This is a genomic window from Methylorubrum podarium (genome assembly GCF_040270385.1).
Classification (GTDB): domain Bacteria; phylum Pseudomonadota; class Alphaproteobacteria; order Rhizobiales; family Beijerinckiaceae; genus Methylobacterium; species Methylobacterium podarium.
In genome coordinates this window covers 54,410-67,071 of the sequence record NZ_JBELQE010000033.1, presented here as the reverse complement: position 1 = coordinate 67,071, position 12,662 = coordinate 54,410, and the positions used below count along the sequence as shown (strand labels likewise).

The window sequence follows — 12,662 nt, the reverse complement described above, 5'->3', positions numbered from 1 at the left end:
AAACTCTGCTGCCAATGCTTCCATGGCTTGAGGGAAGTGTCAGGCGTCGCGGTTCATTGCAGGAGGTTCGAGGCCCGGCGCAAAGGGTATCCACGAATCCGGCAGGGAACGATCAGAGCGGCATCAGCCTCGAGGGACGGATGTGCGGCTCAGGACGGTAACACACGTAGCCGTAGGGTCCGAACCAGCGCCGACCGACGCGACAGGGCGGCAATGCGGGACGGCAAACACCGAGACAAGGCTGCCCGAAGGCGCCGATAGGAACGACGCCTCCGTTCATGCCTGTGCCCACCGGTTGAGCAGAGGAGTTCGCTGAAAGGAGGCCCCAGACTCCGCTGGCGGCCAGGGTGACAAGCCCCAAACGATGAATGCGCGACATGCGGTCCGCTCCTCACGATGGCGCTCTCGGAGATCTGCTTGTGGCGACGCAGACAGACGCGCAACGCGTTAACGCACTGGCAAGGCTTGGGTTCTGCGACGTAGGATGAGTGATCCGGTACAGACGCCCGTCACCCATCGCGCCCGGCTCGCCCGATCCCTCAGAAACGCCAGCGTGGCAGCGTCACGCATTTGCGCAGCCGTGCCATCGCCTCCCGGTACGAACAGCATATCCAAATCGCTGGGACGGTCGGCGAAACTCGTCGTGGCAATCAAGCTGAGGCCGGAGTCGCTCGAGACTGGTCCGGCCGTCTGAGCGACGAGGTCGAGGGTGCCCGGAGCAAGGCCCGCCAGCATCCCTTGTGGTCCGACGACATCGAGCGCCGTCATGCCGGGATAGAGCAGCATGGCGATGCGAAGGGGCGGCGCCGTCACGGATGCCCAAGCACAACGCGTATCCTTGGCGGTCCTGACGGACCACCGCGCGACCACGTCACTGGAGAATATGGTGTTGCATCAACGGGTTCGACAACCCAGGACACCACGCATGGCCTTGCAGATCAAAAATCTGGCGGAGGGAGCGGGATTCGAACCCGCGATACCGTTTCCGGTATACACACTTTCCAGGCGTGCGCCTTCAACCACTCGGCCACCCCTCCGGAACCGGCCGGGGACCGACGCGGGCGCGGGGCGCGGGCGGTGGTCTCGTGCGGCAGGTGGCGGGTCTGTAGCCGGGGCGCCGACATCTGGCAAGGCGGTGAAGGCCACAGAATGTGCGCCGCCCGGTTTCTGAACCGGGCGGCGCAGGGCATCACGCGATGCGGCGAGGGCGGTCCGCGGCGGCTTGCGGGGCCGGCGACGGGCCGGCGGGGGCGTTGATCGGCGCGGGCGCCGGCGGCGCCGACGGCGCGCCGGCACCGGTCTGGAGGAAGCCGGGCGTCGAGGGGGCCGGACTGTCGGTCGTGACCGGTGCCGGTACCGACGCCGACGGGATCTCGGCCGGAGCCGCGGGCTCGGCGGGAGCAGGCGCGTCGTCGTCCTCGGGGCCGGCCAGGATCTCGGGCGGGGTCTTCCACACGAAAGCGTCGAGGCGGCCGGTGACCGGCGAGACCGGGGCCCAGCGCTCGGAGATGACGCCGTCGGCGACCCAGGCCGGATCGCGCGGGGCGCGGGCGGCGCGGGCGAGCCACTCGCGGGAACGGCCGCTCTCGGCACCATGCTCGGCGGCCTCGATCCGCGCCATCATCCGGCAGACGCGCGCCGTCGGCCGATCGTCGGTCAGGGGCGCCAGGGCCTCGCGGGCGCGGGCGAAATCCTTGGCCTCGGTCGCCGCCTGGGCGATCACGAGGCGCGATTCCGGATCCCAGGACGAGAGCTTGGCCAGGTTCTCGGCGCGGGCCAGCCGGTCGCGGGCGGAATCGCCCGTGCGCAGGTTGAGGTAGACCTTGGCGAGTTCCGGATGCGGGGTCGCCTTCCACGCCGCCTCGACGATCTTGGCGGCCTTGCGCAGGTCGTTGCGCCGGGCGAGCAGCCGGCCGGCGATGACGGCGGCCGGCACGAGGTCCGGGGCGAGCTTGACGGCCTTGAGCGCCTGCTCGGCCGCGGTCTCGGGCTCGCCGGCCTCGTGGCGCTGGGCGGCCGCCGTGAGCAGCACGGCCTGCTGCCGGCGGGCGGCATGCTTGTCCATCAGACCGAGAGCCGCGCGGCGCTCCACGGTCTCGGTGGCGGCGGACCATTCGCCGTCGGCGCATTGCGCCTCCAGAACCGCCTCGTTCGCCCAGGTGACGCTCGGCGCGAGCCGGGCGGCCTCGGCGGCGTAGGCGCGGGCGGCGCCCTCGTCCTCGCGGCGGCGGGCCTCGACGAACAGGCCGCGCAGGCCGAGCACGCGGGTCTCGGGGTCGTCCGCCATGCGCTGGAAGGCGCGCTCGGCCGCGTCCCGGTCGCCGGAGATCTGGGCGGCCTGGGCCTTCAGGAGGAGCGTCAGCGGCTGGCTGCCGAGCAGCCGCTCGGCGTCGCCCGCGTGGCGGCGGGCGGCGAGCGGGTCACCGGAGCCGACGGCGATCATGCCGCGCGAAAGCGAGGCGAGACCCTTGTTGCGCCGCCGCTCGCGGGTCGAGCGGCTGATGCTGGCGGGCAGGCCGATCACGCCGGTCACGATCGCCCAGATGAGGCCGATGACGATCGCCGCCACCAGCACGCCGGTGAGCGCGATGGCGAGGCTCATGCCGATCTCGTAGCCGTTCCAGACGACGGTCACGGTGCCCGGATGGTCGGCGATCCACACCGCGCCGTAGGCGGCGACGGCCAGGAGGGCCAGGAAGACGAGGGCGCGCCACATGGGTCAGGGCCTCCTTGGAAGCACGGGGAGCGGGCGCACGCGGCCCGGGCAGAGTGGAAGGGGGGAACGCCGCGCGGGGCGCGGCTCGTTCGTCGTCATCGGTCGAGGCTCCCGCCGTCAGCGCACGGGCGGCAGGCCGGTGAAGGCATCGGCCAGCAGCCCTTGCGCGGCGCGGCCCGCCTCGGCCCGCGCCGCGAGCCGGGCGCCGAAATCGCCGCCCTGGGCCCGCGCCTCCTCGGGCAGGGCGGCGTAGGCCTTGGCCGCCCCGGCGAGGTCGCCGCGGTCGAGGGCCGCCTGGACCTGCGCGGTCGAGGCGTCGCCGCCCGCGGCCGATCCCGGGGCGGACGGCGCGCCGCCCGACGCGGGTCCTTCGACGCGCTTCACCTGGACGAGGGAACTCGCCATGCTCATCAGCCGGTCGCCGACGTTGCCGGTCTCGGCCACCGCTTTCGCCTGGGCCGCGCGCTTGGCCTCGGCGATCTTCTCCGCGATCCGGCGGAACTCCGCCGCGAGGCTCGCCGCCGTCGGCGCGCCCTTGTCGGCGAAGGGGCCGAGCGCGTCGAGGCGCTTGGAATCCGCCGGTTCGAGATTGCGCAGGCTGGCGAGCGCATCCGGGTAGGGCTGGCCCGCCTCCAGCGCCGAGGCGATCCGGTCGGCGGCGACGATGCGCAGGGCCGACTGCACCGTGGTCTGTTTGGCGCTCTGATCGACCGCCTTGTCGAGGCTGGCGATCCGGTCCGACTGTTCCTGCAGCTTGTCCTGAAGCTTGCGCTCCAGGCCCTTCACGGCCTCGTCGGCGCGGGTCTGGGCGGCGTCGGCGGCCTGCTTGCCGGCCTGTGTCGCCTCCTGGGCGGCCTGGGTCGCGGCGGCGATGCGGCCGTCCAGCGCCTTCTGCACCGCGTCCACCCGCTGGCCGAGCGCGGCCTCGGCCGCCTCGTCGGCCTTGGTGCGGGACGCGACCTCGCTCTGCAGCGCGGCGATCTTGTCCGACAGATCGGACGACGCGCTCTTGGTGCCGTTCGCTTCGAGCGCCTTGATCCGGTCGTCCAGGGCCGCGAGCGCCGCCGGGTCGATGGTCGGCGCGGTCTTCACCTCCGCGGTGCCGTCGCGGCCGGGCTCCTCCTGCAGCGCCGAGACGCGCTGGTCGAGGGCATCGAGCCGCGCCGTGAGGTCGGCGGGCACGGACGGCGCCGGGGCCGAGCCGTCGGCGGCGGGAGCGGGGGCGGCGCCCGCCTTCTGCAGCGCCTCGTCGGCACGCGCCGTCGCGGCCTTCGCGGCGGCCTCCGCCCGGGCGACCGCGTCGGGCAAGGGCTTGAGCGCCTGCTCGTTGGCGGCGAGGCGCTTGTCGAGCCCGGCCACCGCATCCTTGGTGGCGAGGCCGGCGACCGACTTGTCGAGGGTGGCCAGCCGCGGATCGGCGCCGCGCTGATAGGTCGTGACCCCGTAGAGCAGGCCGGCCCCGATCAGGCCGCCGAGCAGTCCGGAGGCGGCGACCGAACCGAAGCCCGGGCCGCCGCGGGCCGGCGCCGGCTGCGCGGGCGCCGCGCCGGACGGGGTCTTGGGCGCGGCGGAGGCGCCCGGCTCCTCCTTGCCGGATTCGGCCTTGGCGCCGGGTTTGGCGGCGTCCGCCGGGTCGGAGAGGCGCTTGGCCTTCAGGTCGAGGATCGGACCCTCGGTCAGCGAGGCCGTCTCCGTCACCCGGGTGGCGCCCGGTGCCGCGCCCGGCTTGGCTTCCTGCTGCTTGGGATCCTGCTTCGGATCCTGCTTGGCGTCCAGCTTGGCATCTTGGCCCGCATCCGGCTTGGCGCTTCCGGAAGCCGGCGTTTCCGGCTTCAGAGCGCTGCTGCCGGTGGCGCCGGCCTTGAAGGGCGCCTCCGGTTTCGCGTCGGCGGGCTTGGCCCCGGCCGCGCCCGGCGGCACGGCGCTGCTCCCGGTCGGACCCGGCTTCAGCGGCGCGCTCCCCGCCGCGGGGCCGGCGGCGGCCGGCGACGCGGCCCCGGTCGACGGCTTTCCCGGCTCGGTGGGTTTGCCCGACACCGGTCCGGTGGCGGTGGCCGCGCTGGCGGAGGGCGAAGCGGAAGGCGGAGACGCGGAAGGTACGGCGCTGCTGCCCGTCGGCCCCGGCTTGGCCGGCGCGTCCGTCTTCGCGTCCTGCGGACGGTTGGACGACCCGGTCGGCCCGCTGCCGGACAGCGCGCTGCTGCCGGTCGGCCCGGGCTTGGCCGGTTCGGAGGCGATCGGTCCCGCCTTGGTCGGGTCGGGCTTCGCGGAAAAGGCGCTCGCGGAAGCGGCGGTCGCGGACGGCTCGGCCGGCTTGCCCGTCACCTTGGAATCGGCGGGTCGGGACGAAGCCTGATCCCTGGTCGCGTCCTTGGTCGCTTCGGCAGATTTGGCGCCGTCCCTGGGGCCGTCCTTGGGTGAAGTCACGGGCGTTCGCTCCATTCAGCCGCCGCACCGGCGCAGTCTGCTCCCATAGAAGAGCGAAACCGCGCCGTCATCCATCGGAACCGCTTCCGGGTTCCTTCTCCGACACTTCGGCTCGCTCTCCCGTCCCCATCGGCCCGCAGGGCGCGACGAGGGCGTTCAGTCCGAAGCCGCGAGACCGGCAAGGAGAGCCTCCTCGCTCGGGCGCGCCGCCACAAAATGGGCCGCAACGCCGAGCTCGACCAGTCCCGCGGCCACGTCCGGGGAAAGGCAGTAATGCACCAACGCCCGAAACGCTCCGCCCAAGTCGGCCTCGCGGCACAATCGTCCGGCTGTTTCGGCGCTGCGTCGGGAGAAATGCAGGGCCGCCGCGAGCGGCGCGTCGCCGTCCCGTCCGGCCAGCGCCCGCGCCGCCGCCTCGGGCAGGGCCGCCTCGGCCAGGGCCGCGTAGGCGGTCCAGGTCGTGACGCGGTAGCCCGCGGCCGCGAGGCTCGCCGCGGGCTCGGACTTGCGGTCCTCGCCCGCGGCGTGAAGGAGGCTGCCGCCGGATCCCACATGCGCCGCGACGAGCCGGGCCAGGGCGGCGGCATCGCCGTCGGCGCAGTGCACGGATCGCAGGCCCGCGCGCTCGGCGCGCTCGGCGGTGCGGCGGCCGACGGCGAAGACCGGTGCGGCGGGAAGGCCCGCCCCGGCCAGGGGCGCGGCGGCGTTGGCGCTCGTGAGGATCAGGCCGTCAAACCGGCCGGAGGGCGGCGGCCCGTCGCCCGGCCCGATCCGTAGCACCGGCGCCACGAGCGGCGCGTGGCCGAGCTCCGACAGACGCCGCGCCGTGCGTCCCGCGCCGGGCTCGGGCCGCGACACCCAGATCCGCATGCCCTCATCCTTCCATCGCGCGTCCGTCGCGCCGTCCACAGGCTGCGCCGAACCCGCGTCTCACCTGTATCCGTCGGCGGTTTCGTCGTAGACGTGTCGCCGCGAGCCGTTCGACCGAGCTTTCGCGAGATAGGGAGTAGGCGGGCCGGCCCCCGGCACGCAACGGTGCGTGGACCTCAGCGTGACACCCATGAAGATCCTCGGCATCGAGACCACCTGTGACGAGACCGCCGCCGCCGTCGTGACCCTCGGTGAGGACGAGCGCGGACGGATCCTCGCCAACGAGGTGCTGAGCCAGATCGCCGAGCACGCGGCCTATGGCGGGGTCGTGCCCGAGATCGCCGCCCGCGCCCATGTCGAGGTGCTCGACCGGCTGATCGCCCGCGCGCTGCAGCGGGCGGGCACCCCCTTGCCCGAGATCGACGGGATCGCGGTCGCCGCGGGGCCCGGCCTGATCGGCGGCGTGCTGATCGGCCTCGTGACGGCCAAGACCCTCGCCCTCGTCGCGCGCAAGCCGCTCCTCGCCGTCAACCACCTCGAGGCGCACGCGCTGACGCCGCGGCTCACCGACGGGCTCGCCTTCCCCTACTTGCTGCTGCTCGCCTCCGGCGGGCACACGCAGCTCGTCGCGGTGAAGGGTGTCGGCGACTACGTCCGGCTCGGCACCACCATCGACGACGCGATCGGCGAGGCCTTCGACAAGGTCGCCAAGCTCCTGGGGCTCGGCTATCCCGGCGGTCCCGAGGTGGAGCGGCAGGCGCAAGGGGGCGACCCGGAGCGCTTCGCGCTGCCCCGGCCGATGCTGGGGCGGCGGCAGGCGGATTTTTCGCTGTCGGGCCTCAAGACCGCCCTGCGCATCGAGGCCGAGCGGCTCGAACCGCTCGCCTCGCAGGACGTGGCGGATCTCTGCGCGAGCTTCCAGGCGGCGGTGGTGGACGTGGTGGTGGACCGCGTGCGCGTGGCCCTGCGCGCCTTCGCCGGCGTGGCCGGGCATCCGACGGCGCTCGTCGCCGCCGGCGGCGTGGCGGCCAACGGGGCGATCCGCCGGGCGCTCGCCGCGCAGGCGGGGGAGGTGGGCCTGAGCTTCGTCGCCCCGCCGCTGCCGCTCTGCGGCGACAACGGCGCGATGATCGCCTGGGCGGGGCTGGAGCGCCTGCGCCTCGGGCTCGTCGACGACCTCACCGTGCCGGCCCGCGCCCGCTGGCCCTTCGCGGAGGCCGCGCCGGCCGCCTGAGAGCGGGCGCCCCCGCGATCAGGCGATCGCGCGGGCGGAGGCGGTCACCTTCTGCACCGAGAGATCGACCTCGTTCGCCGCGTGGGCGATGCCGTCGGCGTTGCGGCGGACGGCGTCGACGCTGCGCGCGGCGGTCTGCATGTTGGTCGCGATCTCCTGCGTGACCGCGGCCTGCTCGGTGACGGCGGAGGAGACGCTCATCGAGATCTCGCTGAGATCCGTGATGGTCGAGACGATGGCGCGGATCGCCTCGACGGCCCGTGCCGAGGAATCCTGCACGGCGGCGATCTGCTGGCCGATATCCTCGGTGGCGCGCGAGGATTGGCTCGCCAGCGCCTTCACCTCGGTGGCGACCACCGCGAAGCCGCGGCCGGCCGCTCCGGCGCGGGCCGCCTCGATGGTGGCGTTGAGGGCGAGCAGGTTGGTCTGGTCGGCGATCGAGCGGATGACCGAGACCACCTCGCCGATGCGCTCGGCGGTGGCGGTCAGGCCGCTGACGATGCCGCCCGCCTCCTCGGCGCGGGTCACGGCCGCGTCGGCGGCGATCTTGGCCTGCGAGGCGTGGCGGCTCAGCTCCGAGATCGAGGCCGCGAATTCCTCGGCGCCCGCGGCGACCGACTGGACGTTGTCGGAGGTGACGGCCACCGCCGCCGCCGTCTCGCTGGCCTGGCGGCTGACATTCGACATCGCGCCGGTGATGGAGCCGAGGTCGGCCTCGATGGAGCGCTGGCCGTCGGCGCGCCGACGGCGATCCGTCACGGCCTGGGTCACGTCGCTGGCGAACTTCACCACCGCGCAGGGGCGGCCCTCGCTGTCGAGGATCGGATTGTAGCTGCCGTAGATCCAGACCAACCGGCCACCCTTGGCGAACCGCTGGAACTCGCCGGCTTGAAAGGTCCCGTTCGCGAGCGACTTCCAGAAGGTGGCATAGGCGCCGCTCTTGGCCTCCTCGGGATCGACGAACAGGCTGTGATGCCGGCCCCGGATCTCGTCGAGCCGGTACCCCATCGTCGTGAGGAAGTTCTCGTTGGCGTCCGTGATCGTGCCGTCGAGGTCAAACTGGATCACCGCCTGGGACCGGTTGATCGCGGCGATCTGCCCCGCGTAGCCGGCGTTGCGCTGGGTCTGGGCCGTGATGTCGCTGGCGAACTTCACCACCTTGTAGGGCCGTCCGCCCCGGTCGAGGATCGGGTTGTAGGAGGCCTGGATCCAGATCGGCCGGCCGTCCTTGGCGATGCGGCGGAACTCGCTGGCCTGAAACTCGCCGCGGCGCAGGGCGTCCCAGAACGCCTTGTATTCCGGGCTTTCGCGCTGTTCCGGCGGCACGAACGTCGCGTGCGGGCGACCGCGCACCTCATCGAGGGTGTAGCCCACGAGGTCGAGGAAGTTGGCATTCGCATCGGTGACGGTGCCGTCCATCGCGAACTCGATGCGTCCCATCGCGCGATCGACGGCGGCGAGGACGGAAGCCTGCTCGGAATGGAAGAGCGCCATGGCGGGAGGGTCCTGGAATCAGGTCGTTCAACGGGACCTGTTTTCGATTAAGATCGTTAATCAAATGTGAATTCCGCCGATTTTTTCGAAGGTCTATGTAGTAACGCTGTTACGGTGACTGAAAAAACACGGAGGCAAAGCGACAAATTGATTCACGTCGGTGCTTGGCTATTGCGAAAACGCAGTGAAAGCATCGCCGAGGGGACGATAAGGCAGTGATCCAGCAAAGCTCGGCCACGAACATTGAGTGCATTCCCTTTACATAGATCAATTGCTACATTTTCCCGGATCTGGCTGCCGAAAATCTTCCCGCTCCGATCGGCATCAAAAAACTGTGATTCCGGTCTCCGCCGGTCCAACGTGGAACCGAGGAACGTCGCCCGCCGGGCCGACGATGGACCGTGATGCTCTCGAGACCGGCGGGCCTGCCGAGATCGCGGATCGACGCTCGCACTTCCGGCGGCAGGGCGTTATCGCCTACCGGACGATCCGGCGCAGGTCCGGCACCGTGACCGTGACCGGGCGGGTCGCACCGGGTTCCCGATGGAGGCAGACATGACGTCAGGCACGCAGCGGCGGGAAGACGTCGTCGCCGTCGTCGGCGGTGGATCCTGGGGCACGGCGCTGGCCAACGCCGCCGCCGCGGCGGGCCGTCCGGTGACGCTCTGGATGCGCGATGCGGCGGCCGCCGCGCGGATGGAGCAGGTGCGCGCCAACGAGCGCTACCTGCCCGGCGTCGCCCTGCATCCGGGCGTGCGGGCCACCGCCGAGGCCGCCGCCCTGGAGCAGGCCGGCACGGTGCTGCTCGTCGTGCCGGCCCAGACCCTGCGCGGCGTGCTGGCCGGGCTCGCGCCCTCGCTGGCGGCCGGCGCCGCGGTGGTGCTCTGCGCCAAGGGGATCGAGCGGGGCAGCGACGCCTTCATGAGCGCCGTGGCGGCCGAGGTGCTGCCGGCCGGTGCGACGGTCGCGGTGCTGTCGGGACCGAGCTTCGCCTCCGACGTCGCCCGCGGCCTGCCCACGGCCGTGACGCTGGCGGCGGAGGACGGCGCCAGCGCGGCGCGGCTCGCCGGCCTGCTCTCGGGACCGGCCTTCCGGCTCTACCACACCGACGACGTGCGCGGCGTCGAGGTGGGGGGAGCGGGCAAGAACGTGCTCGCGATCGCGGCCGGCATCGTCGCGGGTCGCGGTCTCGGCGAGAGTGCCCGCGCCGCGCTGATCGCCCGCGCCTTCGCCGAACTGATGCGCTTTGCCCGCGCCTATGGCGGACGGGCGGAGACGTTGATGGGCCTGTCGGGCCTGGGCGACCTCGTGCTCACCGCCTCCTCGCCGCAATCGCGCAACTTCGCCTTCGGCGAGCGCCTGGGGAAAGGTGCGACGCCCGAGGAGGCCGCGGGCGGCAAGCTCGTGGAGGGCGCCTTCACCGCGCAGGCGCTGGTCGGCCTCGCCCGGACGCGGGACATCGAGATGCCCGTGGCCGAGGCGGTCGCCGCGGTGGTGGCCGGCGCGCTGACGGTTGATGCGGCGATGGCACGCCTGCTGTCGCGGCCGCTCAAGGCGGAGACGGCCTGAGCGGCCCTTCCGCCGCGCGGCCTGGGGGCGAGGCGGCGCGCGCCCTTCATGCGCGGCCGGATTTTCGATAAGCGGGAGCGCTTTTCTCGACGGAGCCGTCCCGCGCCATGGCCTACTGGCTGTTCAAGTCCGAGCCCTCGACCTGGTCGTGGGACCAGCAGGTCGAGGCGGGGGAGGCCGGCACCTTCTGGAACGGCGTGCGCAACCACCTCGCCAAGAAGCAGATGCAGGCGATGCAGGTCGGCGAGCGCGGCTTCTTCTACCATTCCAACGAGGGCAAGGCCGTCGTCGGCGTCGTCGAGGTCATCAGGCCCTATTATCCCGACCATACCGACGAGAGCGGACGCTTCGGCATGGTCGATGTGCGGGCGGTGGCGCCGATGCCGCGCCCCGTGACCCTCGACGCGATCAAGGCGGAGGCCGCGCTCAAGGATATGGCCCTCGTCACCAACTCGCGCCTCTCGGTCCAGCCGGTGACGGAGTCCGAATGGGCCACGGTCTGCGCCATGGGCGGTCTCGGCGATCGCTAAAGCGCTTTCCGACGAAGTGGGTAGCAGTTCGTCTCATACGGTTTCCGGTTGATCAGCTCGGTTCGGCCCCAACCCCCGTCATCCCGGGGCCGCGCAGCGGAACCCGGGATCCACCCGTGACGCGCGGCTGGAATATGGCGTCCAGGCCAGTCGTGGATTCCGGGTTCGCCTTCGGCGCCCCGGAATGACGGGAAGTGGCACCGATGGAATCAACTGGAAACCGTATCAGACCTCATCCGTTTGATCGCTTCGGTCTTTCCTACGTCATTGCGAGGCGAAGCCGTGGCAATCCAGGGCGCGACCTCTCCGGAGATGTCGCGCCCTGGATCACTTCGGCTTCGCCTCGTGATGACGGGAAGCGGCACCGACGCAATCAACCGGAAACCGTATCAGAAGATGCGGTCAGCCAGAGACTCAAAGCCCCGGTTCGTGCGGAGCCGCCTGTCTCTCAGCGAGTGAGGGCGCCCAATACCAGTCCGCGGCTGCGCAACTTGGTGCCTACCGTCTCGACGGCGAGTCCGAGCCGGGCCCGCAGGGGCGGCTCGACCCGCCGCGACACCACCAGGGACGCGGCGACAGCCACGAGGACGCCGCCCGCAAGGTCCGCGGCCGGCGGCAGGCCGTGAGCGGACAGGAACCGCATCGTCAGCGCGCCGACGAAGGTGTGCAGCAGGTAGAGCGGGTAGGTCGCGAGACCGAGATCGCGGAACCGCCGCCCGAGTCCGGGGGCGATGTCGGTCAGCGCGGCGTTGACGCGAATCGACAGGCAGAACAGGCCCATGAAGCCAGCGTAGAGGAGCCACGGCATCGCCGGGCTCCGGTCGAGGCCGAGCGAGGCGCCGACGAAGCCGGCATCGTAGCGGATCTGCAGGAAGGCCCCCGTCAGGCATACGGCGAGGGCGGCCATGCGGGTGACCGTCAAACCCTGCCGCGCCGCGCTCCACAGCAGCACGCCGAGGGCGAAGTGGCAGCCATGGGTGACGAGGACGAGCTTGGCGATGCGTGTGCTGATGATCCGGTCGAGGTCCGGGAAGACCGGCGCCGCCGCCAGCAGCCACGCGAGCGCACTGATCACGCCGACCGCCATGATCACCGGCTCCAGCCGTTCGAACCGGTTCAGGCACAGCAGGAGGTAGACCAGGGCGTAGAACACGATCTCGATGCCGAGCGTCCAGTAGACGCCGTCGATCCAGCGCGGGACCGGGAACAGGATCAGCGTGCGGACATAGCGCTCGAGCAGGATCCACACGGAGTCCGGGAAGAAGAGCAGCGCGAGGCCGAAGGAGACGGTGGCGCAGAACCAGACGCCCGGCATCAGGCGCAGGATGCGCCCGGTGAGAAAGCGCGACGCGCTCGCGTTCGAGGCGGAATAGGCGATGACGTAGCCCGAGATCACGAAGAACATCTGCACGCCGACCCAGCCCTGCGCGCTGACGGGCAGCAGGGTCGGAAACGGGATCGGCGACCCGACGAGAACGGCCGCCTCGCTTGACGGGACCATCCAGGCGGTGCAGGCGAGGTGGTAGAGCATGACGAGGCAGGCCGCGCCGAAGCGGAGCAGGTCGAGACCGATCAGGGGACGCGGCCCCTGCGCGCGGGGCGCCGCCGACGGCTCACTTCCGGTCGAGACGGATGCCATGCCAATCTTCCCATCGCCGAAACGCCGCCGGGCCATGATCCGGCCATGCGACTTGCGCCTAACTTGTCTTCCGGCAAGATCCCCTCGAAGACAACGGGATTAAAATACCGATGTCCTCCCTTTTTCCGGGTGCTTCCGTGTCTTGACACTGAAAATGCGACCCTAAGTCTCGCGCAACCGTGA

The 12,662-nt window shown here is 71.7% G+C and carries 10 protein-coding genes and 1 tRNA gene; 4 read left to right on the top strand and 7 right to left on the bottom strand.

Features of this window, described 5'->3' with window-relative positions; translation table 11 throughout:
- Positions 1-447 precede the first annotated feature (447 nt).
- From ABS772_RS05585 to ABS772_RS05570, 4 genes are all read right to left on the bottom strand, one after another.
- A complete protein-coding gene (locus ABS772_RS05585; protein WP_350392875.1) occupies positions 448-786 on the bottom strand; it encodes a DJ-1/PfpI family protein in 339 nt (112 codons plus the stop codon).
- Between the two features lie 161 nt (positions 787-947).
- Positions 948-1,037: transfer RNA gene (locus tag ABS772_RS05580), tRNA-Ser, on the bottom strand.
- 152 nt (positions 1,038-1,189) lie between these two features.
- On the bottom strand, positions 1,190-2,716 hold the full coding sequence (locus ABS772_RS05575) for a heme biosynthesis protein HemY (RefSeq protein WP_350392873.1): 1,527 nt from the start codon (positions 2,714-2,716) through the stop codon (positions 1,190-1,192).
- Between the two features lie 117 nt (positions 2,717-2,833).
- Complete coding sequence (locus ABS772_RS05570) at positions 2,834-4,636, bottom strand: hypothetical protein (RefSeq protein WP_350392872.1); 1,803 nt, start codon at positions 4,634-4,636, stop codon at positions 2,834-2,836.
- Between ABS772_RS05570 and ABS772_RS05565 the strand changes: the two genes are divergently transcribed.
- Positions 4,611-5,072: a hypothetical protein gene (locus ABS772_RS05565; RefSeq protein WP_350392871.1), complete on the top strand. Its 462-nt coding sequence runs from the start codon at positions 4,611-4,613 to the stop codon at positions 5,070-5,072. The two genes, ABS772_RS05570 and ABS772_RS05565, sit on opposite strands and share 26 nt — an antisense overlap.
- Positions 5,073-5,299: 227 nt before the next feature.
- Here the strand turns inward: ABS772_RS05565 and ABS772_RS05560 are convergent, their stop codons facing one another.
- Positions 5,300-6,013 carry a uroporphyrinogen-III synthase gene (locus tag ABS772_RS05560; RefSeq protein ID WP_350392869.1) on the bottom strand — a complete coding sequence of 238 codons (714 nt, stop codon included), beginning with the start codon at positions 6,011-6,013 and terminating at the stop codon, positions 5,300-5,302.
- Positions 6,014-6,203: 190 nt separating this feature from the next.
- On the opposite strand from ABS772_RS05560, the gene tsaD reads away from it, so the two are divergent.
- Positions 6,204-7,247 carry a tRNA (adenosine(37)-N6)-threonylcarbamoyltransferase complex transferase subunit TsaD gene (gene tsaD, locus ABS772_RS05555; protein ID WP_350392915.1) on the top strand — a complete coding sequence of 348 codons (1,044 nt, stop codon included), beginning with the start codon at positions 6,204-6,206 and terminating at the stop codon, positions 7,245-7,247.
- An 18-nt stretch (positions 7,248-7,265) separates the two neighbouring features.
- Here the strand turns inward: tsaD and ABS772_RS05550 are convergent, their stop codons facing one another.
- On the bottom strand, positions 7,266-8,741 hold the full coding sequence (locus tag ABS772_RS05550; protein ID WP_350392867.1) for a methyl-accepting chemotaxis protein: 1,476 nt from the start codon (positions 8,739-8,741) through the stop codon (positions 7,266-7,268).
- A 543-nt stretch (positions 8,742-9,284) separates the two neighbouring features.
- On the opposite strand from ABS772_RS05550, the gene ABS772_RS05545 reads away from it, so the two are divergent.
- Positions 9,285-10,310, top strand: a complete 1,026-nt coding sequence (locus ABS772_RS05545) for an NAD(P)H-dependent glycerol-3-phosphate dehydrogenase (protein WP_350392866.1) — start codon at positions 9,285-9,287, stop codon at positions 10,308-10,310.
- 107 nt (positions 10,311-10,417) lie between these two features.
- Positions 10,418-10,840, top strand: a complete 423-nt coding sequence (locus ABS772_RS05540) for an EVE domain-containing protein (RefSeq protein WP_350392864.1) — start codon at positions 10,418-10,420, stop codon at positions 10,838-10,840.
- Positions 10,841-11,288: 448 nt separating this feature from the next.
- Here the strand turns inward: ABS772_RS05540 and ABS772_RS05535 are convergent, their stop codons facing one another.
- Complete coding sequence (locus tag ABS772_RS05535; protein WP_350392862.1) at positions 11,289-12,479, bottom strand: acyltransferase family protein; 1,191 nt, start codon at positions 12,477-12,479, stop codon at positions 11,289-11,291.
- Positions 12,480-12,662 lie beyond the last annotated feature (183 nt).

Excerpts from the sequence above, each read along its gene's own strand:
- ABS772_RS05560 (WP_350392869.1), bottom strand. The coding sequence starts at position 6,013 with ATGCGGATCTGGGTGTCGCGGCCCGAGCCCGGCGCGGGACGCACGGCG.
- tsaD (WP_350392915.1), top strand. The coding sequence starts at position 6,204 with ATGAAGATCCTCGGCATCGAGACCACCTGTGACGAGACCGCCGCCGCC.
- ABS772_RS05540 (WP_350392864.1), top strand. The coding sequence starts at position 10,418 with ATGGCCTACTGGCTGTTCAAGTCCGAGCCCTCGACCTGGTCGTGGGAC.
- ABS772_RS05585 (WP_350392875.1), bottom strand. The coding sequence starts at position 786 with ATGCTGCTCTATCCCGGCATGACGGCGCTCGATGTCGTCGGACCACAA.
- ABS772_RS05550 (WP_350392867.1), bottom strand. The coding sequence starts at position 8,741 with ATGGCGCTCTTCCATTCCGAGCAGGCTTCCGTCCTCGCCGCCGTCGAT.
- ABS772_RS05535 (WP_350392862.1), bottom strand. The coding sequence starts at position 12,479 with ATGGCATCCGTCTCGACCGGAAGTGAGCCGTCGGCGGCGCCCCGCGCG.
- ABS772_RS05545 (WP_350392866.1), top strand. The coding sequence starts at position 9,285 with ATGGAGGCAGACATGACGTCAGGCACGCAGCGGCGGGAAGACGTCGTC.
- ABS772_RS05575 (WP_350392873.1), bottom strand. The coding sequence starts at position 2,716 with ATGTGGCGCGCCCTCGTCTTCCTGGCCCTCCTGGCCGTCGCCGCCTAC.